Raw genomic sequence first — 20,663 nt, 5'->3', positions numbered from 1 at the left:
TCTCCTCCTTAATCATCGTTTTTGAGGCGCGCGGATCGGCCCCATTAGCCATGTAAGTATAGACAGTGTGACGCTGCTCGCCATTTAGAAAGACAATAGCCAGCCGGGGTAGCGGCTGGCTATCGGGAGGAGCTAAACTAAATAGTTACGGTTTATTTCATTAAACGGTGCGCTTCGCCTTTTGTTTGTAACGGTCGAAGATTACCGCTGCCAGCAGGATTAAGCCGCGCACGACGTACTGTGCAAAGGGGGAAATGTTCAGCAGGTTCATGGCGTTTTCCACCGTCCCCAGGATCAACACCCCCGCGACCACATATGAGATTTTTCCGATGCCGCCCTTGAGGGAGACACCGCCTAATACGCAGGCTGAAATCACAATCAGTTCATAACCAATGGAGGTCATTGGCTGGCCGCTGGTCATACGCGACGCCAGGATAATCCCCGCCGCCGCCGACACCAGCCCGGAGAGAACGAAGATAATGATCTTCGTGCGTACTACCGGCACCCCGGCCAGACGCGCCGCTTCTTCATTCCCGCCAATCGCCAGCGTATTGCGGCCAAACGTGGTTTTATTCAGCAATAAACCAAAGATAACCAGGCACCCTACCGTTAACCAGATCGGCGCAGGCAACCCAAACCAGTTGGCATACCCGAGGGTGAAGAAGCGCTCATCTTCAATCCCTACCGCTTTACCGTCAGAGATGATATAGGCCAGACCACGAACAATCTGCATCGTGGCGAGCGTGGTAATCAGGGCGTTGATCTTTAAACGCGCGATAACAAAACCGTTCACCAGTCCGCAGAGTATGCCCAGCAGCAGCCCGGCCGCCACGCCAATCCACAGGCTTTCGGTCATATTGATGACCACGGCGGTGGTGACGCCAGCACAGGCAATCACCGAGGCGACGGAGAGGTCAAAATCGCCGGACGCCAGACAAAACAGCATCCCACACGCCACCATACCCGACATCGAAATCGCCAGCCCCAGCCCCTTCATGTTGATGAACGTGGCAAAGTTAGGCACAAAGATCGCACACGCCAGGAACAGGACGGCGAACACCACCAGCATGCCGTATTGATCCCAGATACGCCCGAAGCTAAACGGCGACTTAGGTGCGCCAGAACCGGATGTAGTTACAGAAGACATCTTACTCTCCTTTACTCAGGCGACAGCCTGGCTGACTTTAGGCATAGCAAGGCTCAGGGCCTGCCGTTCATCCGCCTGTTCATGAAGTAATTCACCGGCGATCTCACCTTCACGCATCACCACAATACGGTCGGCAACACCAAGAACTTCCGGCAGATCGCTGGAGGCAAACAGCACGGCCACACCGCGCGCCGCCAGCGCGTAAATAACGTTGTAGATCTCGTGTTTTGCGCCGACATCGATACCGCGCGTCGGCTCATCAAGCAAAATGACTTTCATCTCTTCCGATAACCAGCGTCCCAGAATCGCCTTCTGTTGATTCCCCCCGGAGAGATTCATAATGAGTTGCTCAGCACCTGGCGTTTTTATATTGAGGGAGCGAATATGGTGTTCGGCATTGCTCTCTTCCCAACCGTTATTGATCAGGCACCCGCCCAGCACATGCTTACGTCGGGCGCTGATGTTGATATTGTCGCGAACCGAATGCACAGGAATGATCCCCTCCGCTTTGCGATCTTCCGGGCACAGCATCATGCCTGCCGCAATCGCGTGCGCCGGTTTGCGGATATCAATGGGCTGCTCATCAATGAACACCTGCCCTCCGGTGATGCGCGTTCCGCCGAACAGCCCTTTCATTAATTCACTGCGCCCGGCGCCAACCAGACCAAACAGGCCGACAATTTCGCCGCTGCGCACGGATAAGCTGACAGGCGCGCGAACGCCCGGCGCTTTCACCTCTTGCAGCCGCAGCCGCTCTGCGCCACAGGCGCGAGGCTGCCAGCCGTAGATATCGCCGAGATCGCGCCCAACCATCGCCTGAACCAGCGCGTCATGGTTAACCTGCGGCATATCGGTAAACGTTTTAACGTAGCGGCCATCTTTAAACACGGTAATGGCATCGCTCAGTGCAAAGATCTCTTCCATACGGTGCGACACATACAGAATGACGCGCCCTTCTTTGCGCAGTTCGCGAATTACCCGGAACAGGTTCTCGATCTCCCTGGCGGAGAGCGAGCTGGTCGGTTCATCGAAAGCGATAATTTTGGCGTTACGCGCTAACGCTTTCGCAATCTCCACCATTTGCCACTGGCCAATCGAGAGGTATTTCAGCGGGGTATCCGGGGAGATATCCATCCCCAGATGTTGTAACTGAAGACCGGCTTCGTAGTTGAGCAGCGTCCGGTTAACAATCCCCCCTTTATGCGGGAGCTGGCCGAGATAGATATTCTCCGCAACGGTCATTTCCGGCACGAGGTGCAGTTCCTGGTAAATAATGGCGACACCGGCATTCAGTGCAGCCGTGGTGTCGGCAAAGGTCATCTCTTGCCCACGGATCGCCAGCGATCCCGTGGTTGGCGCATAGTTGCCGCTGAGAATTTTTAAGAGTGTGGACTTCCCGGCGCCATTTTCGCCCATCAGCGCATGCACCTGACCGGCATAACAGTCAAAACTGATATCCGTCAGCGCCTTAACGCCAGGGAACGTTTTCCCGATGCCGCGAAATGAGAGATATGGGGTGGGCTGTTGCATAACGTCTCCGTGAGTCAGGATTTTGCCGGATGACGGCGTTGCCTTATCCGGCCTACTGAATACGCAATTCGCAGGCCGGATAAACCGTTTTCGCGTCGCCATCCGGCATTTGTGTTACTTGCCGCCTAAACCTTTTTTCGCCAGTTCTTCTTTGAAGTTGTCACGGGTGATCAGCACCACGTCGGTCACTTCAGTGAATTTTGGCGGTTCCGCATCTTTGGTTACCCAGTTGTAGAGCATTTCACTGGATTTATAGCCGTGTACGTCCGGGCTGGGCAGCAACGAGCCGTAGAATCCTGTCGCCTGCGCTTTTGACAGTTCGCTGATCGCATCCACACCGTTAATGCCGATGCCGATAACGTCCGCCGCCTTAAAGCCCTGACCTTCGGTGGCGCGCACACCGCCCAGCACGGTGTTGTCATTCATGCCGACAATCAGCCAGTGTTTCACTTCAGGGTGTTGAACCAGCATAGAGTTAGCGGCATCGAATGCGCCGGGAATATCATTGGATTTCGTTGGAACCTGATAGATCTGTTTTTCCGGGAAGCCCGCAGCTTTCAGCGCGTCCATCGAGCCGGATGTGCGGCGACGCGCGGTATCCAGTTCATTAGCGGTAATCGCCATCACCGCCGTTTCCTTCACATCCCAGCCGCGGTTTTGCATCTCCTTATACAGCTCCTGCCCCTGGCGCTCGCCAATTTTCGTGGCCGCCATCATCACCAGCGGTACGGTGTCCATTGGCTTACCTTTCGCGTTGACGAACTGATCGTCCACGGCGATTACCTTCATGTCATACCCACGCGCCTTCGCAACGATCGCTGAACCCAGTTTCGGGTCCGGGGTACAAATAACGAAGCCTTTTGCCCCACTCGCCGCCAGGCTGTCGATGGCGTTCAGGGTTTTCTCACCGTCCGGCACCGCAATTTTAATGACCTCAAAACCCAGATCTTTCCCGGCTTTATCGGCAAATTTCCATTCTGTCTGGAACCAGGGTTCCTCCGGTTGTTTCACCAGAAAACCGAGCTTCATGGTTTCCGCGATAGCGGATTGTGACATAACGGCAGCCAGACCGATGGCTGCCAGCGCTTTAGTAAATTTGTGCATGGTTAACTCCAGCTTTAGCGTTCTTTTATGTAGGGTAAAATCGAACGATTCTTTGTAATTTAGCCGTAAAACAAGGTATTACCTTAAAAGCCAAGGATTGATACCCGTGCTGGTGTTAGTTGTAGCGGGAAATTGATTCTCCATAGGAGAGCGGCATCACACCGCAGAATTACAGTAATTGCGTACATAAATTCAGCGGAAAATGACATAAAAAAAGAAGGTTTTGTCAGACAAATAAAAAAGGGGTAGCAGATTAGTCCATAACATCAGCCAGCAAATCCTTGTCCCCGAATGCAGGCGCATCCGGGGAAATATGCTTTACCAGGCATAGTAAATATGATCGGCATGATCGCGAACAGAAGCGTCATCCCCTGACAGACGAGCAGCCAGCGTCAGCGCAAAATCAAAAATATGCCCTAACCCTTTGCCGCTCAAGAGATTGCCATCTTCCACCACCGGCGCATCAACATATTCACCGTTAGTCACATTTTCCCATAGGTCGCCAGAGCAGACGTAACGGCGCCCTTTCAGCAGACCATTGCCCCCCAGCACACGCGCTGCGGCGGAGCAGACCGGACAGATCAGTTTACCCGCAGCGTCATGGCGGGAAACGAAGTCGATCACCTGCGCGCTGGCGGCCAGATTAGCGCTCCCCTGCGGGCCGCCGGGCAAGACGATGGCGTCATACAACGTGTCCAGACGCCCGGCGAGGGTGTTGTCCGCAACCATTGGAATATCGTGATAACTCACTACCGCGCGAGATTCCGCGCAGGCCAGCGTTTCAACATCAATATTCAGGCGACGCAGAATATCAATAGTGACCACGGCTTCTGCTTCTTCGAATCCTGGCGCCAGCAGGACAGCGACCTTTTTCATTTACGACTCCTCGCTTTACTCGTGTTAATCACACCGAAATGACGAATTGTTCATTCGGTTATATTTAAAAAATGGGCAAAAATGATCTGGCGCAAAAAACGTTGTCGATAATTTCGGCCAGAACTGTTTCGCCCGCTAATTATTCGATCCTAACACGCCGGTGTATTTTCTTTTGTGATATGAAACATCATTTCAAAAATAAATATCAAATTAAAATCACGTAAAATCAATCATATATATCAACACTCGTTATATTCTTACATTCGCCGTCAGCGATATACCTTCAGCAAACTGTAAAAAAATATAAACATTTGGATTTAAGGATTTTCTTATAGCCGTACTGGCGCTATGCTTATTTTCGATCGGCAACGGAATCAGCTTTTTGATCACATAAAGGACCGGCAGAACGGATTTATTCTGCTAACAGTATTCATTGCGCATACATGAGTAACGCGCATCACCCTTTCTGGAAATAAGGATATTGATATGGCGACAGCTGGAATGGTTCATAAGCTCAACACCCAAATGAACCTTGAGTTTTACGCATCTAACCTCTACCTCCACCTGAGCGACTGGTGTTTTGACCACAGTCTGACCGGCACGGCGACCTTTCTTCGTACCCAGGCGCAGGGAAACGTGACCCAGATGATGCGCATGTTCAATTTTATGAAGAACGCAGGCGCCAACCCCATCGTGAGAGCCATTGATGTTCCCGGCGAAGAGTTAACCTGTCTTGAAGAGTTATTTCAAAAAACGCTGGATGAGTATCAGCAACGCGCCAGTACGCTCTCACGCTTAACCGACGAAGCCAAAGCAATGAATGACGCGCCAACGCTCAACTTTCTCCACGACCTGGAAAAAGATCAGCAGCAGGATGGCGTTCTGTTACAGACGATTCTCGATGAAGTTCGCAGCGCAAAACGCGCGGGATTGTGTATGGTGCAAACGGACAAACACTTACTCAACGTCGTCAACTATCAACACCACTAACCGCTATATTGCCACGACGTTACGCCTCCCGTGCCGGGAGGCTGTTACGCAGTCGCTTTACTTTAGTGCGCTTCGTCCTGCGGCGTGAATTTCAGTTCAATCAACGCAATCGCCTTTTGAATGGCCCGCATAGTAACCGGGTCCGCAGCGGCAGGGTGGCTGGTAAAATCGATGTTTTTCAACTGACTGGACATCTTCTCCCGAACTTCAACCGGGGCAATAACGTCAATAACATCCAGAATCTGTTTGATAACTAACTGGCAGGCAACAACGTCAGAGACCAGTTCCTGATCGGCGTTCAGTGGTTGGGACATAGTAAGCTCCTTATAGAAAGGCCGCCATAGTACCCATTCAGGAGAAGAAACGGTAGCAAAGCAAACGCGGTAAGCCGGATAAACGCCGCGTTATCCGGCTGGCATGACACATTAACCGAGAATGTCGCGAACGAACGCTTCGATCTCTTTATCCTGGCAATTGTCAAAGAAACACTGCTGGAAACGTGGGCCGGAGACCGCCGTTTTCACCAGTTCAGGATCGATGGCGCGCAGCGTATCCAGATAGTTTTCTTTCACCACCGCCGCTTTCACCTGGTTCAGAATGCCCGCGTTACGCACCTGCGGTTCTTTACGTTCTGGTGGATACCCTTCCCCGTTACGGCCGGTGAATGCTTTTTCAAAGATGAAACGCACATTCAACTCCGCACCCCAGCCAAAGCCTTTTGCGAATGGCAGAGAAAGCGCATTACCGTTGTTAATCTGCGCAAACAGGAACGCATCCGCCGGGTCGATGCAGTAGCCGCACACCACGCCCGGATGAATATTCAGCGACATCAGCGCGCCCTGCCCGGTGCCGCAACCCGTCACAACAAAATCCACCGCTTTGGCGTTAAGCAGAATGCTGGCCATAATACCAAGGTGGATATAAGTCAGATGATGGTCGTTTTCATCGCTCATCCCGACGTTGAAAACAGGGAATCCCTTTTCATCCGCTACCGCTTTAAGCTCGCGATGAATGGTGGCATTTTTAGCTGCCTGGCTGTTTTCCATCATCAGTGCAATTTTCATTCTGTCTTCTCCTGAATGCGTCGCGGGAACCCCCGCCGTGAGTCGTTGACGTATACGTCACATTACTATCTCGCAAACATACTTTCAAATTTAGTGAAAAATGGTTTTAAAAAATTAAGATGTGCTCACACTTTTCCCGTATCGCACAAAGAGCCGGTGTCGTTGGGATTAATCATGGACAATTCTTAAGCTATTCAGGCCATTGAATGTCTACTGTTCAAGATAGGATGTGCTGTCACCGGATTCTCAGAGCGATATTATGAAAACCTTTATCCTTGGCCTCTCACTCATAGCCCTGACGGGATGTACCCTCACCAAGCAAGCGCAGGTCAGTGAAACCAACCCGACAAGCGGGATTGTCCGCCTCAGTTATAACCAGGCGATGATGCAAACGGCGCGCGCAGATGATTATGTTGCGCACGGTACGGCGACACGCGAATGTCAGCAGATGGGATACGCCAACGCCATCGCATTCGGTCAGCCAGTGTCAACCTGTAGCGTTTATGCCGGTTCGCTGTGCATGAACACCAGAATCACGCTGTCTTATCAGTGTCAGGGCGTAGCCATCCAGCCAATATCCGCTGGCGGGTATTAATATCTTTAGCCAGCATGACGCTGCTGGCTTTAATTATTCTCATTGCATATTTTTATATTTAATAGCGTTAATGCGTTTTATTCCCATTCGCATTTTTAATAATTAAATTTATTATTTTACCTTTTGCAAATAATTAAATAACAAATTATAGTGACGCCACATCAACGTATAATGATTCTTTGTGGAGCGGAACCATGCTGAAAACAGAAATGATCGACAAACTGAATGAGCAAATGAACCTTGAATTATATTCTTCTCTGCTCTACCAACAGATGAGCGCATGGTGCAGCTACCATAGCTTTGAAGGGGCGGCAGCGTTCCTGCGTCGTCACGCGCAGGAAGAGATGACGCATATGCAGCGCCTGTTCGATTATCTGACCGATACCGGTAGCTTACCGTGCATCAATACGATCTCTTCGCCTGCTGCCGAATATGCTTCACTGGATGAACTGTTCCGCGCCACCTACGAACACGAACAATTAATTACGCAGAAAATTAATGAACTGGCGCATGCCGCGATGACCAACCAGGATTATCCGACATTCAACTTCCTGCAATGGTATGTCGCTGAACAGCATGAAGAAGAGAAGTTATTTAAATCTATTATTGATAAATTAACGCTGGCAGGAAAAAGTGGTGAAGGTCTGTACTTCATCGATAAAGAACTGTCTACGCTTGATACCCAAAACTAAAATTAAACGGTGAGGCCCCCTCACCGTTTAGGCTCAATGACGGCAGATCTTGCTTTCGTGCGTAGAGAAGCCGTCATCCTTCGCAATAAACTTACCCTTCGCCGCCAGAAACGCCACCAGCTCCGCCGCCGTCATATCAGCAGCCGAACAGGTATGAAAACGCGCCTGTTCACCAAAACGCGCCGTAATCGCCGCTTCCAGGCTGGCATTCGAATACTGCTCGCCTGACTCAATCATCATATTCAGCACTTCGTGGCCGTGAATAGAATCCATACATCCTCCTCAATAAAGCCTGTAGCCTACCGGGAGCCGGTGAATACCGCTTTGCGCTAACGCAGGTTTACATGCACAGCCGATGCAATCGTGGTGGCGCACGCCTTCATGCCAATTTTCGTAAACAATGGTATACACATGTTGTAACGGTCATTTGACGAAAATAATGTTATGCCTTACCCTGCGCCGCAGATATAACCGTTGATTATCTCTGGGACAGAGGAAAGCGTGAAAAATAGAACTCTGGGTAGTGTTTTTATCGTGGCGGGCACCACTATCGGCGCCGGTATGCTGGCGATGCCGTTGGCCGCCGCTGGCGTTGGTTTCAGCGTCACACTGGCGTTATTGATTGGGTTATGGGCATTGATGTGCTACACCGCGCTGTTGCTTCTGGAAGTATATCAGCATGTTCCGGCAGATACCGGGTTAGGAACGCTGGCAAAACGCTACCTCGGACGTTATGGGCAATGGATCACCGGCTTTAGCATGATGTTTCTGATGTATGCGCTCACAGCGGCCTATATCAGCGGGGCTGGCGAACTGCTGGCCTCAAGCATCAGCGACTGGACGGGTGCCGATATGTCTCCGGCGATGGGCGTTTTGCTGTTCACCGTGGTTGCCGGTGGCGTCGTGTGCGTCGGAACCTCGCTGGTCGATCTGTTCAACCGCTTTCTCTTCAGCGCCAAAATTATTTTCCTGATCGCCATGCTGGCGCTGCTGATGCCGCATATTCATAAAGTGAATCTGCTTACGCTGCCGCTGCAACAGGGTCTGGCGTTATCAGCAATTCCGGTCATTTTTACGTCGTTCGGTTTTCACGGCAGCGTACCCAGCATCGTCAGCTATATGAACGGTAATATTCGCAAACTGCGATGGGTGTTTATCACCGGTAGCGCAATCCCGCTGGTGGCATACATTTTCTGGCAGCTTGCCACGCTCGGCAGTATCAACTCCTCTACCTTTATGGGCTTGCTGGCCGATCATGCCGGGTTAAATGGCCTGTTGCAGGCCTTGCGTGAGGTGGTTGCCTCGCCGCACGTTGAACTGGCGGTGCATCTGTTTGCCGACCTGGCGCTGGCGACATCGTTTTTGGGTGTGGCGCTGGGATTGTTTGATTATCTGGCAGACCTGTTCCAGCGACGTAACACCGTTGCCGGGCGTCTGCAAACCGGCGCGATTACCTTCCTGCCGCCACTGGCGTTCGCACTCTTTTACCCACGCGGCTTTGTGATGGCGCTGGGATACGCTGGCGTCGCGCTGGCGGTGCTGGCGTTGCTGATCCCTTCCCTGCTCGCGTGGCAAAGCAGGAAGCATAATCCGCAGGCAACGTATCGCGTCGCGGGCGGCGTTCCGGCATTAGTCCTCGTCTTTACCTGTGGGATAGTGGTGATCGGCGTACAGTTTTGTATCGCCGCCGGGCTACTGCCTGAAGTGGGATAAAACAAAAGGGGCGTTAAGCCCCTTTTTTGTGTTTAGTGCAGACAGCACTGTTTATATTTTTTACCGCTGCCGCAGGGGCAAGGATCGTTGCGCCCCACCTTTACTTCCGCTCTTACCGGCACCTGCACCGGCGTTTCCTGCGGGTGCGCCATCCAGTACGCGTGTAAATCCAGGGCCGCCAGACGAATCGCGTTAACGCTCTCTTCAAACGCCTCTGGTGACATTTTTTCAACCACGGCGAAGTTCTCTTCCGTACCGTGCAGCGCAATGGCTTTCAGCGCGGGTTGTAGCGTATCCGGTAAGGTGGACCAGTCAGAGAGCGCGACCCCGCGCATATAGCCAAAGCACCACTCTTCCACGATGGTCAGCTCATGACCTTCGACTTCACGCAGACCGAACAGCGGTTCAAACTGTTCCGGGAACTCATTAAGCCTGTCTGCCGTATCCGCCATATGCTGAAACGCCAGTTCCATAAAACGCGTCATCTCCTTTTCAGAGGACCAGCGCGGAACATACTGCGCCCCACCCCATACCGCGACCAGCCATTGCTCTGGCTCAATCTCATACGGCGAACTGAGTACAGCCGTCAGTAAACCATCCAACTCTGACACATCCAGAATCGCGTGATCGGTATTGTACTTTGTCAGTACATCATCCAGCCATTCCAGCTCGCTTTCGTTTAACGGTCCTGTTTTCATAACGCTTTTCCTCAGTGAAATACTCTCGCCCGCAATTATCTTACATGGCTGACGAAGTAAGGGATACTTATTGGGGAAGGAATGGCAGACAAGATCATCAGCGAACAGATGACAGACACAAAAAAACCACCCGGAGGTGGTTTTACGACACTGCTTATTGCTTTGATTATTCTTGTCTTTCCCATGGTACCCGGAGTGGGACTTGAACCCACACAGCGCGAACGCCGAGGGATTTTAAATCCCTTGTGTCTACCGATTCCACCATCCGGGCTCGGGAAGAAAGTGGAGGCGCGTTCCGGAGTCGAACCGGACTAGACGGATTTGCAATCCGCTACATAACCGCTTTGCTAACGCGCCATATTCTTCAGGCTTTTCAGCCGGACACCCGCTATTGCCGATGTCTTTAAACTGGAGCGGGAAACGAGACTCGAACTCGCGACCCCGACCTTGGCAAGGTCGTGCTCTACCAACTGAGCTATTCCCGCATCATCAAGTAACTTTGTTAATCACTTGATTTTGTTATCGTCTGGCAACCTGCGCCGCCGTTCGATGCGTTGCATTCTACTTACCTGACGCAACGAGTCAACGATATTTTTCGCCACCCACGATCGTTTGCTGAAATTTGCGGCGAAACGATCACTGATCAAGCAAATCCCCGCGTGCAGCGCTCAAATACTGGAACATAGACCACAGCGTCAGCACGGCAGCAACGAAGAAAAGCGCGATCCCGGCATATTCCACCCAAATGTTTGGACGCCACAGCAGCCACGCCAGCGCCGCCATTTGCGAGGTGGTTTTCACTTTGCCGATCCAGGAGACCGCCACGCTGCTGCGTTTGCCCAGCTCGGCCATCCATTCACGCAGCGCGGAAATAATAATTTCACGCGCAATCATGGTCGCGGCAGGCAGCGTCACCCACCAGCTGTGATAATGCTCCGTCACCAGCACCATGGCGATCGCCACCAGCACCTTATCCGCCACCGGATCAAGGAACGCGCCAAAACGCGTGCTCTGGTTCCAGCGACGCGCCAGAAAACCGTCGAACCAGTCGGTCACGGCGGCGATACAGAAGATTAGCGCAGTAACGAAGGGAGCCCATGTAAATGGCAGATAAAACACCAATACAAAGAATGGGATCAGAATGACGCGAAACAGCGTGAGCAACGTAGGGATATTAAATTGCATAGTGACGGGTAACTATCTGTTGTCAGAGAAATTACCCCTATGTTGCTACAGAGACCTCAATGTTTCAACGAGTAGAAGATCTTTTCTGCCAGACCTTGCGAAATACCCGGCACTTTTGCAATTTCCTCAACACTCGCGTTACGTAGTCCTTGCAAACCGCCCATATATTTCAACAGCATTTGTCGACGTTTTGGCCCGACGCCTTCGATAGTTTCCAGCGTGCTGGTGTTTTTCACCTTCGCCCGTTTTTTGCGGTGCCCGCTGATGGCGTGATCGTGCGATTCATCGCGGATATGCTGAATAACGTGCAGCGCAGGCGAATCCGGCGGCAGGCTAAAGCCCTCCCCCTCGGGTTCAAAGAACAACGTCTCCAGACCGGCTTTACGATCGGCACCTTTAGCAACGCCCAACAATAAAGGATGATTTTTATCCCACGGCACATCCAGTTCAGCAAAAACGGTCTTCGCCTGACCAAGCTGGCCTTTACCGCCATCAATCAGAATAACGTCAGGAATCTTACTTTCTTCAATCGCCTTGCCATAGCGTCGGCGCAGAACCTGATTCATCGCCGCATAATCATCGCCCGGCGTAATTCCGGTAATGTTGTAGCGACGATACTCCGCACGCAGCGGCCCGTTAGCGTCAAAAACCACGCAGGAGGCCACCGTCTGTTCTCCCATCGTGTGGCTGATGTCAAAACACTCCATCCGCTTCACCGCAGGCAGCTTCAGCACGCTTGCCAGCGCGGTCAGACGCTGCGTGATCGTCGATTGCTGCGACAGTTTGCTGATCAGCGCCGTCGCGGCATTGGTTCGCGCCAGCTTCAGGTAACGAGCGCGATCGCCGCGCGGTTTGGTCTGCACATTAATGCGCCGCCCGGCCAGTTCGGACAAAGAGTCCGCCAGCAGCGTTTTATCGCTCAGGTTGAAATCCAGCAGGATCTCTCCTGGCAGCGTGCGCATCTGGCTGCCTTGCAGATAGAACTGGCCGACGAACGTTTCCACCACTTCGCCCAGTTCCGTCCCGTTCGGCACTTTCGGGAAATAGCTACGGCTGCCCAGCACCTTGCCCTGGCGGATAAAAAGCACATGCACACAGGCCATACCCGCATCGAACGCCACGCCGATAACGTCCAGATCGTCGCCGGTATTGGAGACAAACTGTTTCTCAGTAACGCGGCGCACAGCCTGAATTTGGTCGCGTATGCGCGCGGCCTCTTCAAATTCCAGATTCTGGCTGGCTTTTTCCATTCGGGCGATCAATTGGGTCAGAACCTGATCGTCTTTCCCGGATAAAAACAGCCGAACGTACTCCACCTGCTGCGCATACTCGTCTTCACTCACCAGTCCTTCTACGCACGGCCCGAGGCAGCGGCCAATCTGATATTGCAGACAAGGACGCGAGCGGTTGCGGTAGACGCTGTTTTCGCACTGACGAATGGGAAAGACTTTTTGCAGCAGGGCCAGGGTTTCACGCACGGCATACCCGTTCGGGAACGGGCCAAAGTATTCACCTTTGGCATGTTTCGCCCCGCGATGCATTGCCAGGCGTGGATGGGTGTCACCGCTGAGAAAGATGAAAGGATAGGATTTATCATCGCGCAATAACACGTTATAGCGCGGTTGATACAATTTGATGTAGTTGTGTTCGAGCAATAGCGCTTCGGTCTCGGTATGCGTCACCGTGACATCAATTTGCTGAATTTGCGCAACCAATGCTTCGGTTTTTCGCGAAGCAAGGTTGCTGCGGAAATAGCTGGAAAGCCGTTTTTTCAGGTCTTTCGCTTTACCGACATAAATAACCGTACCACCGGCATCATACATACGATAAACGCCGGGTTGGCTGGTCACGGTTTTTAAAAATGCTTTCGCATCAAACAGAACACTCACTAGCTTGTTAACGTCTCCGCATTACACAGGCCGTGGCGAATTGCCAGGTGAGTCAACTCAACATCACCATGAATGTTTAGTTTACTGAACATTCTGTAGCGATAGCTGTTCACCGTTTTAGGACTGAGATTCAGTTGTTCCGAGATCTCATTAACCTTCTGGCCTCTGGTGATCATCAGCATAATCTGCAACTCGCGTTCAGACAAACTGGCAAAAGGCGTTTCTGTTTTCTCAGGCTCAATCTGGCTCAGCGCCATCTGTTGAGCGATATCTGAAGCAATATAACGCTGCCCGGAAAAAACCGAACGAATCGCGCTGACCACTTCCTGAGGCGCAGCGCCTTTACTCAGATACCCTGCGGCTCCGGCCTGCATGACTTTCGCCGGTAGCGGGTTTTCCGTATGGATCGTCAGCATGATCACTTTAATATCAGCGCTTGAGCGGGCAATTTTGCGCGTCGCCTCAAGACCGCCGATTCCGGGCATGTTCATGTCCATCAGCACAACGTCGACGGCGTTCGCGCGGCACCACTTTACGGCGTCCTCGCCACAACAGGCTTAACCGACAACCTTTATGCCCTTTATATCTTCCAGAATGCGTCGTATCCCTGCGCGCACCAGTTCGTGGTCATCAACAAGAAGAACGTTGATCAAAGGAATATCTCCAGAATAGGGATAACGCTACTGATAGTTAATCAGCCCTATATTAGCGGGTTTTATCTCAACTTTGAAACGTAAAAAACGTGGGGCATTCGATTTTGCTCTCGTTTTTGGAAATTAGATTGTACGCTTCGTGGAAACTCCCACAGCTAACGGCCTTTTTTTACCCTCTATTTCTGCATAATAGTTTCAGAATAGTGACAAAAAATTCACTCACTTCCGTCGAAATGCTAAATAGGCAAGTAACTTTGTAACAATAATTAACGCGCGAAATACGCGAGGTAAACAAAAAAATGAGGAAAATATATGCCTCGCAAGGCGTTGTTTATTTTAATGGCGCTGGTTTGATTTGCGATCAAAAAACAACCACTGCTATTTTTGGCGCAGCTTATGGTATACTCCGCCGCCTTAACATTTGCCATCGCACTTTTTCACTGAAACATAACGAGGAAAATAAATGAGTACGCCTGATTTTTCCACTGCCGAGAATAATCAAGAACTGGCCAATGAAGTCACCTGCCTGAAAGCCATGTTGACCCTGATGCTACAGGCAATGGGGCAAGCCGACGCAGGGCGCGTGATTCTTAAGATGGAAAAACAGATCGCGCAGATTGAAGATGAAACGCAGGCCGCGGTATTTTCCAGTACTGTTAAGCAAATTAAACAAGCTTACCGCCAGTAACAGGAAACCGGCTGAGAGTGAAACTTTCAGCCGGTTTTGCGTCTGGCACGCAGAACATTCGTTTTTTCAGATCAGGCCCGTCGCGGCCGCATAGCAGGCAATCTGCGTTTTATTCGGCGCGTTAAACTTTTTCTGCATGTTTTTCTGATGAAAGTTAACGGTGTTCTCTGAGATGGACAGAATCATCGCGATCTCTGATGACGTCTTTCCTTCCGCCGTCCACTTCAGGATCTCTTTCTCTCGCTTACTGAAGCGCATTTCTGGCGTCATCACCATTTCATCCTCCAGCCGCGTCAGCGCCGACAGGCTCTCACGCACCAGCAGTTGCAACCGGAGTTCAATTTCATCATGTGCAAACGGCGCATGGCGGGCGCTCGCCCGGGAGACAGAGAGGAAGCCCAGCGCCCGATTCGGCAGCATCAGGCATTGCGTCGCCCCCCGGCGTAGACCATGAGCGCGCGCCGCGTCCCATAGCGACTGCGCTTCGCTAAATAAGGCATCATTCCATGCCAGATGCCCCTGGCGGAAATTTTCCGGCTTTAATACCGGATCAATAGAGAAATAGTTTTCAGACTGATAATGCGCCACCCACGCTTGCGGGTACGTGGTGTGAACGGAGATTTTTGGCCGCGTAAACGGGACGGGATGGCGAACACACAGCGCATAATAATCATATTCAAGCTGCTGTGTCTGATGTTGTAATTCAGTGTAGACATCTTCTGCCGTCGCCATTTCCTGAAAGCGTACCAGCATACTCCGTCGCCAGGTGAAGAAATCATTTTCCTGCATACTAAACGGTAACACCCCTGAGATTGATAATCATTATAATGTTTAAAACAAGCTAACACATAAATGAAGTTTATATGTAGAAAATATCGGTCAGATGGCGAATTACTTGAGGTGTGTTTCACCCGGCGGGAGAACACAAAGGGATTACGGCTATAATCAGGCGGGTATTATTGATATTTATTTAAATACACTCGCCCAAAACGGGATTATTTCAGGCGAGTGCGCGAAAACACTTATTGCATCAGGAACTTCTCAAGAAACTGACGCGTGCGTGGTTGCTGAGGATTGGCAAATAACGGTTTGGCCGCGCCCTGCTCCACAATGCGCCCCTGATCCATAAATATCACCCGGTCAGCCACGTCGCGCGCAAAGCTCATTTCATGCGTCACGATGACCATCGTGCGCTTTTCCTGCGCCAGCTGGCGTATCGTACTGAGCACCTCCCCCACCAGCTCAGGGTCGAGCGCGGAAGTCGGTTCATCAAACAAAATCACCTCCGGGCGCATCGCCAGCGCGCGGGCAATCGCCACACGCTGCTGCTGCCCACCGGACAGACGACGCGGATAGCTGGTCTCTTTCCCGGCCAGTCCTACCTTCGCCAGCAGTTCCCGCGCTAATGCCGTTGCTTCGGCTTTGGGCTCGCCTTTCACAATCACCGGCCCTTCAATGATGTTCTCCAGTACGGTACGGTGCGGAAACAGATTAAAGTTCTGGAATACGAACCCCACATGCTGACGCAACTGGCGAATTAGCCCTTTTTGCTTGTTTAACGAGCTTGCGGTATCAATGGTAATGTCGCCCACTTTGATGGTGCCCGCCTCAGGCTGCTCCAGCAAATTAATGCTGCGCAGCAGCGTTGTTTTACCGGAACCGCTGGGGCCGATAATCGCCACCACCTCACCAGGTTTCACCTCCAGGTCGATGCCGTGCAACACCGTCTGACCGTGGAACTTTTTCACCAGGTTTTTAACTTCAATCGCACTCATTTTGGATCTCTCTCCTGGCGGTTAAGCTGCTCTTCAAAATAGTTTTGCAGCGCGGAAAGTACCGTCGCCATCACCCAGTAGATCAGCGATGCCGCCAGATACATGGTGAAGACTTCCAGCGTACGCGAGGTAATCAGCTGCGCCTGACGGAACAGTTCCGGCACCTGAATCGTCGCGGCCAGGGAGGTATCTTTCACCAGGCTGATGAAACTGTTGCTCAGCGGCGGCAACGCCACGCGGGCGGCCTGCGGCAAAATCGCGCGACGCAGCGTCTGCCACGGCGTCATACCGATACTTGCCGCGGCTTCCCACTGACCTTTGTCGATAGAAGAGATCGCCGCACGCAGCGTTTCCGAAGTGTAGGCTGCGGTATTCAGCGACAGGCCAATCATCGCCGCCGGGATCGGGTCCAGCTCAATGCCAAACTGCGGCAGGCCGTAGTAGATCATAAAAAGCTGGGCAATCAGCGGCGTACCGCGAAAAATGGAGATATAAAAACGCGCCAGCCAGCGGACAGGCAGCAGGGGCGACATGCGCATCAGCGCGAGAATGAAGCCCAGCAGCAGGCCGAAAAACATCCCGCCAATACTCAGCTGTAGCGTAAATACCGCACCTTTAAGCAGATACGGCAGCGAGTCAATCACCAGTTGGATACTTTCTTGCATGAGTGTTTTTCTACCCGGAAGTTACACGTGAGGATGGTAGGCAAACAGCGCTGGCGCCCCACCGGTATGAATAAAGAGAATCGGACCTTCATCTTTGAAGCGCTTCTGGCTGATGCCATCGATCAGGCCCGCCATCGCTTTCCCCGTATAGACCGGGTCAAGCAGAATGCCTTCCAGGCGCGCCAGCAGCTTCACGGCCTCCATCCCCTCTTCATTCGGCGTTCCGTATCCCGGCGCGAAATAGTCGTCCCACAGCAGGATGTCCGCCGAGGCGGTCAGTTCCAGCTCTTTAGCAATCGCTTGTTGCAGCGTAACCACTTTGGGCTTCTGATCGATAACCTTGCGCGACACGGTCACGCCGATCAACTCAACATCTGGCATCAGTTGTTCCAGACCTACTGCCAGCCCGGCGTGCGTACCGGCGCTTCCCGACGCCACCACCACGGAGGACAGCTGTACCGCGCCCTCGCACTGTTGGGCGATTTCCAGCGCGCTTTCCACGTATCCCATCGCACCTAATGGGCTGGAGCCGCCGACCGGAATCACATACGGCCTGAACCCCTGCGCCTCAATACGGGTCGCCAGTTCCTGTAGCTGGGCGTCAGGATCGGTCAGCGCGTCGCACATCTCAATTTGCGTGTTAAAAAGGTCCAGCAGCAGACGATTGCCGTTGGTCAGGTAGTTTTCCGCCGTCGTACCGATGGGATTTTCCAGTAACGCAACGCAGTGTAATCCCAGTTTTGCCGCTACCGCCGCCGTCTGGCGAACGTGGTTCGACTGGATGGCGCCCGCCGTAATCAGCGTATCCGCGCCTTCACGCAGCGCATCGGCAGCCAGAAATTCAAGCTTACGCAGTTTATTCCCGCCCATCGCCATCGGCGTTACGTCATCGCGTTTAATGAAAATGTCGCGACCCAGATAATCAGATAAACGCGGCAGGTATTCGAGTGGCGTTGGTGCGCCAATAAATTCCAGGCGTGGGAACCGCGTTAAATTATGCAGTGGCATAAAGCCTCCGGTATTCATTGTTGTGATGTTCTTTTTATTATGCACGTTCAAACGGATGAAATAAAAAAGGCGCCGTATTAAAGCGCCTTTTTTTGCAATTATGACGATTATTTAGTCACATCTGCGCCAAACCATTTCTCAGACAGCGCTTTCAGCGTGCCGTCTTTCTGCATATCGGCAATGGCGCCATCTACCGCTTTCAGCAGATCTTCATTGCCTTTACGCAGCGCCACACCGGCTTCCTGACGGGAGAACGCTTCGCCGGTAACGGCCAGCGTGTCTTTGGTTTTCTTCACCAGATCCAATGCGGCCAGGCGATCCACCAGAATAGCGTCAATACGGCCTACGCGCAGATCCTGGTATTTCGTCGGATCGTCATCATAGGTGCGAATGTCTACACCCTGTACGTTCTGGCGCAACCACTCTTCGTAGTTTGTTCCCAGACCAACGCCGACCTTCTTACCTTTCAGGTCAGCCGCCGTGTTGATGCTGCCTTCATTGCCTTTTTTCACCAGCGCCTGAATACCAGAAATAGTATAAGGTGTTGAGAAGTCGTATTTTTTCTTACGTTCGTCGGAGATAGTGACCTGGTTGATAACCACATCAATACGTTTGGAATCCAGCGACGCCAGCATACCGTCCCATTTGGTCGGTTTCAGCGAGGCTTTTACGCCGAGGTGTTTCGCCAGTTCTTCTGCGAACTCCACTTCAAACCCGGTCAGTTTGCCGTCATCACCCTGGAAACTGAACGGCGGGTAAGTCCCTTCCAGGCCTACCAGCAGCGTGCCGCGCTCTTTTACTTTGTTTAACAGACCTTCATCTGCATAACTCTTCACGCTCATCCCGGCGACAAGTGCAACTGCCATCACACCCATCAGAGCCTGACGTCCCAGAAGTGCTAATTTCATAGTTACCCCGAATGTTGTCATTAATGACCGTAGTGTAGAGGGTTTGCTGCTAATCACAAACACGACTCCGCTACATGTTATTCATTTTTAATATATATCAGAAGTAGCCATCCGGGATGATTTCTGCATCTGTCCGGCATGCGTATGCGTTTTATACTGTTCGTACTTACGCAGCGCGATCCGATAGTTATTAGTGCTGGTTTCGGGTAACCACGGGGCCAGGTTTTCATCAAGAAAACCTTCCTGTAGCAGGTCGTGAGAAATGTTCTGTTCGGTGAGATGGTTGCCCAGGCGACGCAGGCGCACGACATATTCACGCACGGTGCCGTGGCTCATTTCGGTTTGCTCAAACAAGAATTGTTTAAAACCGATGATGTCAAAGAAGTCACTCTGCTCTTTGCAGTGCAGATCGCCGCAGAAACGGCACAGCGCCGACCACTCCTTCTGCTCCTCCTGCCATTGTGCGTCGTCCATCAGCGTATCCAGGCGGGAAATCGCGATTTTATTGACAATCTGCCCCCGGCGAACCAACGTGATCCTGTCGAGCAATTTATGGCAATGAGCGCAATGCGTCTGGCTGTGTTTAAAGTCTTTGAGGTAGCGGCTTAGTGGCCGTCTTTTAGATTGCTGCACCGTCATGAGAACTCCTGGTAGTCAATACGTTGTGCGGCACTATTAAGGGGCGACGACGATCGCCCTTTATAACTTACCCAGCTTGGTGCGTAGACGCTTGATGGCCTGGCTGTGCAACTGGCTTACCCGTGACTCGCCGACTTCCAGCACCGCGCCAATCTCCTTCAGATTGAGCTCTTCCTGGTAATACAGCGTCAACACCAGCTGTTCGCGTTCTGGCAACGATTCAATCGCATCCATCACACGCTGGCGTAAATTGCTCTCAAGGAGCTGTTGTAACGGGTTTTCCTGCTGGTGTTCTTCCGTCACCAGCTCAATGCTATCGCCATGCTCTTCCCGCCACTCGTCATAAGAGAAGAGTTGGCTGTTATTGGTATCAAGCAACATCTGACGATACTCTTCCACAGGAATAGCCAGCCGCTCCGCCACCTCAGTTTCCGTCGCGTTGCGCCCTAATTCCTGCTCCAGTTGCCCCATCGCCTGCGCCACTTCGCGAGCATTGCGCCGGACGCTACGCGGCACCCAGTCACGGCTGCGTAGTTCATCCAGCATCGCTCCACGAATACGCTGCACTGCGTAAGTGGTAAATGCCGTTCCTTGCAGAGCGTCATATCGGTCAACTGCATTCAATAACCCGATACCGCCCGCTTGTAGCAGATCGTCCAGTTCCACGCTCGCCGGCAAACGCACCTGCAGGCGCAATGCTTCGTGACGCACCAGCGGTACATAACGCTGCCACAGCGAGTGTTTATCCATTACACCTTCAGCGGTATACAGTGAATTCACGATAAACAGCCCTGCGTTAGTTGAGTTATCGGCATGATTATCCGTTTCTGCAGTGCGTTCTATC

Annotated in this window: 23 protein-coding genes, 3 tRNA genes and 1 pseudogene; 6 read left to right on the top strand and 21 right to left on the bottom strand. The window is 52.1% G+C overall.

All coding sequences use genetic code 11. The features are described 5' to 3' along the window. Positions 1 to 160 precede the first annotated feature (160 nt). The 4 genes from araH to OGV83_RS13385 form a co-directional block, all read right to left on the bottom strand. Complete coding sequence (gene araH, locus OGV83_RS13400) at positions 161 to 1,147, bottom strand: arabinose ABC transporter permease AraH (protein ID WP_024130242.1); 987 nt, start codon at positions 1,145 to 1,147, stop codon at positions 161 to 163. A gap of 15 nt (positions 1,148 to 1,162) precedes the next feature. Beyond that, on the bottom strand, positions 1,163 to 2,677 hold the full coding sequence (araG, locus tag OGV83_RS13395; protein ID WP_286463791.1) for an L-arabinose ABC transporter ATP-binding protein AraG: 1,515 nt from the start codon (positions 2,675 to 2,677) through the stop codon (positions 1,163 to 1,165). Positions 2,678 to 2,791: 114 nt separating this feature from the next. Further along, positions 2,792 to 3,781 carry an arabinose ABC transporter substrate-binding protein AraF gene (gene araF, locus OGV83_RS13390; RefSeq protein WP_112001987.1) on the bottom strand — a complete coding sequence of 330 codons (990 nt, stop codon included), beginning with the start codon at positions 3,779 to 3,781 and terminating at the stop codon, positions 2,792 to 2,794. Between the two features lie 318 nt (positions 3,782 to 4,099). Beyond that, positions 4,100 to 4,657, bottom strand: coding sequence for a DJ-1 family glyoxalase III (locus OGV83_RS13385; RefSeq protein WP_286463789.1), 558 nt, complete (start codon positions 4,655 to 4,657; stop codon positions 4,100 to 4,102). Positions 4,658 to 5,143: 486 nt separating this feature from the next. Between OGV83_RS13385 and OGV83_RS13380 the strand changes: the two genes are divergently transcribed. Further along, entirely contained in the window at positions 5,144 to 5,647 is a 504-nt protein-coding gene (locus OGV83_RS13380; protein ID WP_012131943.1) for a non-heme ferritin-like protein, read from the top strand. Positions 5,648 to 5,709: 62 nt separating this feature from the next. On the opposite strand, the gene yecJ is transcribed toward OGV83_RS13380, so the two are convergent. Beyond that, the gene (gene yecJ / locus OGV83_RS13375; protein WP_012131942.1) at positions 5,710 to 5,961 is read right to left on the bottom strand and encodes a DUF2766 family protein YecJ; all 252 of its coding nucleotides are present in this window, start codon (positions 5,959 to 5,961) and stop codon (positions 5,710 to 5,712) included. Positions 5,962 to 6,072: 111 nt separating this feature from the next. Further along, a complete protein-coding gene (locus OGV83_RS13370) occupies positions 6,073 to 6,711 on the bottom strand; it encodes an RpiB/LacA/LacB family sugar-phosphate isomerase (protein WP_047463111.1) in 639 nt (212 codons plus the stop codon). Positions 6,712 to 6,970: 259 nt separating this feature from the next. Between OGV83_RS13370 and OGV83_RS13365 the strand changes: the two genes are divergently transcribed. Together OGV83_RS13365 and ftnA are read left to right on the top strand one after the other, a co-directional pair. Continuing rightward, positions 6,971 to 7,306 (top strand): YecR-like family lipoprotein, encoded by a 336-nt coding sequence (locus OGV83_RS13365; RefSeq protein ID WP_047464021.1) that lies wholly within the window; start codon positions 6,971 to 6,973, stop codon positions 7,304 to 7,306. A gap of 194 nt (positions 7,307 to 7,500) precedes the next feature. Then, positions 7,501 to 7,998 carry a non-heme ferritin gene (gene ftnA / locus OGV83_RS13360; RefSeq protein WP_012131939.1) on the top strand — a complete coding sequence of 166 codons (498 nt, stop codon included), beginning with the start codon at positions 7,501 to 7,503 and terminating at the stop codon, positions 7,996 to 7,998. Positions 7,999 to 8,031: 33 nt separating this feature from the next. Here ftnA and OGV83_RS13355 read toward each other — a convergent pair whose 3' ends face one another. After that, positions 8,032 to 8,271, bottom strand: a complete 240-nt coding sequence (locus tag OGV83_RS13355) for a YecH family metal-binding protein (protein ID WP_012131938.1) — start codon at positions 8,269 to 8,271, stop codon at positions 8,032 to 8,034. Positions 8,272 to 8,499: 228 nt separating this feature from the next. Between OGV83_RS13355 and tyrP the strand changes: the two genes are divergently transcribed. Further along, positions 8,500 to 9,711 carry a tyrosine transporter TyrP gene (gene tyrP / locus OGV83_RS13350; protein ID WP_286463788.1) on the top strand — a complete coding sequence of 404 codons (1,212 nt, stop codon included), beginning with the start codon at positions 8,500 to 8,502 and terminating at the stop codon, positions 9,709 to 9,711. A 32-nt stretch (positions 9,712 to 9,743) separates the two neighbouring features. Here the strand turns inward: tyrP and OGV83_RS13345 are convergent, their stop codons facing one another. The 7 genes and pseudogenes from OGV83_RS13345 to uvrY all read right to left on the bottom strand — a co-directional run bounded on the left by OGV83_RS13345 (position 9,744) and on the right by uvrY (position 14,136). Next, complete coding sequence (locus OGV83_RS13345; protein WP_049009361.1) at positions 9,744 to 10,409, bottom strand: YecA/YgfB family protein; 666 nt, start codon at positions 10,407 to 10,409, stop codon at positions 9,744 to 9,746. A 184-nt stretch (positions 10,410 to 10,593) separates the two neighbouring features. Next, positions 10,594 to 10,680: transfer RNA gene (locus OGV83_RS13340), tRNA-Leu, on the bottom strand. 12 nt (positions 10,681 to 10,692) lie between these two features. Next, a tRNA-Cys gene (locus OGV83_RS13335) sits at positions 10,693 to 10,766 on the bottom strand. A 52-nt stretch (positions 10,767 to 10,818) separates the two neighbouring features. Further along, positions 10,819 to 10,894: transfer RNA gene (locus OGV83_RS13330), tRNA-Gly, on the bottom strand. A gap of 151 nt (positions 10,895 to 11,045) precedes the next feature. Beyond that, positions 11,046 to 11,594, bottom strand: a complete 549-nt coding sequence (gene pgsA, locus OGV83_RS13325; protein ID WP_012131934.1) for a CDP-diacylglycerol--glycerol-3-phosphate 3-phosphatidyltransferase — start codon at positions 11,592 to 11,594, stop codon at positions 11,046 to 11,048. Between the two features lie 56 nt (positions 11,595 to 11,650). Then, a complete protein-coding gene (uvrC, locus tag OGV83_RS13320; RefSeq protein WP_049011661.1) occupies positions 11,651 to 13,483 on the bottom strand; it encodes an excinuclease ABC subunit UvrC in 1,833 nt (610 codons plus the stop codon). Beyond that, positions 13,483 to 14,136: pseudogene (gene uvrY, locus OGV83_RS13315) on the bottom strand (UvrY/SirA/GacA family response regulator transcription factor). The gene uvrC and the pseudogene uvrY overlap by 1 nt, the downstream one beginning before the upstream one ends. A gap of 396 nt (positions 14,137 to 14,532) precedes the next feature. On the opposite strand from uvrY, the gene OGV83_RS21640 reads away from it, so the two are divergent. Further along, positions 14,533 to 14,580 carry a hypothetical protein gene (locus OGV83_RS21640; protein WP_418222342.1) on the top strand — a complete coding sequence of 16 codons (48 nt, stop codon included), beginning with the start codon at positions 14,533 to 14,535 and terminating at the stop codon, positions 14,578 to 14,580. Between the two features lie 19 nt (positions 14,581 to 14,599). After that, positions 14,600 to 14,824 (top strand): DUF2594 family protein, encoded by a 225-nt coding sequence (locus tag OGV83_RS13305; protein ID WP_012131931.1) that lies wholly within the window; start codon positions 14,600 to 14,602, stop codon positions 14,822 to 14,824. A gap of 66 nt (positions 14,825 to 14,890) precedes the next feature. On the opposite strand, the gene sdiA is transcribed toward OGV83_RS13305, so the two are convergent. The 7 genes from sdiA to fliA all read right to left on the bottom strand — a co-directional run bounded on the left by sdiA (position 14,891) and on the right by fliA (position 20,599). Further along, positions 14,891 to 15,613 (bottom strand): quorum-sensing transcriptional regulator SdiA, encoded by a 723-nt coding sequence (sdiA, locus tag OGV83_RS13300; protein WP_012131930.1) that lies wholly within the window; start codon positions 15,611 to 15,613, stop codon positions 14,891 to 14,893. 233 nt (positions 15,614 to 15,846) lie between these two features. Further along, the gene (gene tcyN, locus OGV83_RS13295) at positions 15,847 to 16,599 is read right to left on the bottom strand and encodes an L-cystine ABC transporter ATP-binding protein TcyN (RefSeq protein WP_012131929.1); all 753 of its coding nucleotides are present in this window, start codon (positions 16,597 to 16,599) and stop codon (positions 15,847 to 15,849) included. Continuing rightward, positions 16,596 to 17,264 carry a cystine ABC transporter permease gene (tcyL, locus tag OGV83_RS13290; protein WP_012131928.1) on the bottom strand — a complete coding sequence of 223 codons (669 nt, stop codon included), beginning with the start codon at positions 17,262 to 17,264 and terminating at the stop codon, positions 16,596 to 16,598. The genes tcyN and tcyL overlap by 4 nt, the downstream gene beginning before the upstream one ends. Before the next feature lie 21 nt (positions 17,265 to 17,285). Beyond that, positions 17,286 to 18,272, bottom strand: a complete 987-nt coding sequence (dcyD, locus tag OGV83_RS13285) for a D-cysteine desulfhydrase (protein WP_024130239.1) — start codon at positions 18,270 to 18,272, stop codon at positions 17,286 to 17,288. 107 nt (positions 18,273 to 18,379) lie between these two features. After that, a complete protein-coding gene (gene tcyJ, locus OGV83_RS13280; RefSeq protein WP_024130238.1) occupies positions 18,380 to 19,180 on the bottom strand; it encodes a cystine ABC transporter substrate-binding protein in 801 nt (266 codons plus the stop codon). A gap of 87 nt (positions 19,181 to 19,267) precedes the next feature. Continuing rightward, the gene (fliZ, locus tag OGV83_RS13275; protein WP_012131925.1) at positions 19,268 to 19,819 is read right to left on the bottom strand and encodes a flagella biosynthesis regulatory protein FliZ; all 552 of its coding nucleotides are present in this window, start codon (positions 19,817 to 19,819) and stop codon (positions 19,268 to 19,270) included. Between the two features lie 60 nt (positions 19,820 to 19,879). Further along, positions 19,880 to 20,599, bottom strand: a complete 720-nt coding sequence (fliA, locus tag OGV83_RS13270; RefSeq protein ID WP_024130237.1) for an RNA polymerase sigma factor FliA — start codon at positions 20,597 to 20,599, stop codon at positions 19,880 to 19,882. Positions 20,600 to 20,663: the final 64 nt, after the last annotated feature.

It is taken from the genome of Citrobacter sp. CK189 (assembly GCF_030333505.1).
Taxonomy (GTDB): Bacteria; Pseudomonadota; Gammaproteobacteria; order Enterobacterales; family Enterobacteriaceae; genus Citrobacter_B; species Citrobacter_B koseri.
Note: the sequence above shows the minus strand (reverse complement) of the source record. Positions and strands in the feature narration are given on the sequence as shown.

Coding starts and splice junctions, on each gene's coding strand:
- OGV83_RS13345 (WP_049009361.1), bottom strand. CDS start 10,409: ATGAAAACAGGACCGTTAAACGAAAGCGAGCTGGAATGGCTGGATGAT.
- araG (WP_286463791.1), bottom strand. CDS start 2,677: ATGCAACAGCCCACCCCATATCTCTCATTTCGCGGCATCGGGAAAACG.
- araF (WP_112001987.1), bottom strand. CDS start 3,781: ATGCACAAATTTACTAAAGCGCTGGCAGCCATCGGTCTGGCTGCCGTT.
- OGV83_RS13305 (WP_012131931.1), top strand. CDS start 14,600: ATGAGTACGCCTGATTTTTCCACTGCCGAGAATAATCAAGAACTGGCC.
- OGV83_RS13370 (WP_047463111.1), bottom strand. CDS start 6,711: ATGAAAATTGCACTGATGATGGAAAACAGCCAGGCAGCTAAAAATGCC.
- sdiA (WP_012131930.1), bottom strand. CDS start 15,613: ATGCAGGAAAATGATTTCTTCACCTGGCGACGGAGTATGCTGGTACGC.
- tcyL (WP_012131928.1), bottom strand. CDS start 17,264: ATGCAAGAAAGTATCCAACTGGTGATTGACTCGCTGCCGTATCTGCTT.
- OGV83_RS13365 (WP_047464021.1), top strand. CDS start 6,971: ATGAAAACCTTTATCCTTGGCCTCTCACTCATAGCCCTGACGGGATGT.
- OGV83_RS13355 (WP_012131938.1), bottom strand. CDS start 8,271: ATGGATTCTATTCACGGCCACGAAGTGCTGAATATGATGATTGAGTCA.
- OGV83_RS13385 (WP_286463789.1), bottom strand. CDS start 4,657: ATGAAAAAGGTCGCTGTCCTGCTGGCGCCAGGATTCGAAGAAGCAGAA.
- tcyN (WP_012131929.1), bottom strand. CDS start 16,599: ATGAGTGCGATTGAAGTTAAAAACCTGGTGAAAAAGTTCCACGGTCAG.
- dcyD (WP_024130239.1), bottom strand. CDS start 18,272: ATGCCACTGCATAATTTAACGCGGTTCCCACGCCTGGAATTTATTGGC.
- tcyJ (WP_024130238.1), bottom strand. CDS start 19,180: ATGAAATTAGCACTTCTGGGACGTCAGGCTCTGATGGGTGTGATGGCA.
- pgsA (WP_012131934.1), bottom strand. CDS start 11,594: ATGCAATTTAATATCCCTACGTTGCTCACGCTGTTTCGCGTCATTCTG.
- fliZ (WP_012131925.1), bottom strand. CDS start 19,819: ATGACGGTGCAGCAATCTAAAAGACGGCCACTAAGCCGCTACCTCAAA.
- araH (WP_024130242.1), bottom strand. CDS start 1,147: ATGTCTTCTGTAACTACATCCGGTTCTGGCGCACCTAAGTCGCCGTTT.
- yecJ (WP_012131942.1), bottom strand. CDS start 5,961: ATGTCCCAACCACTGAACGCCGATCAGGAACTGGTCTCTGACGTTGTT.
- ftnA (WP_012131939.1), top strand. CDS start 7,501: ATGCTGAAAACAGAAATGATCGACAAACTGAATGAGCAAATGAACCTT.
- OGV83_RS13380 (WP_012131943.1), top strand. CDS start 5,144: ATGGCGACAGCTGGAATGGTTCATAAGCTCAACACCCAAATGAACCTT.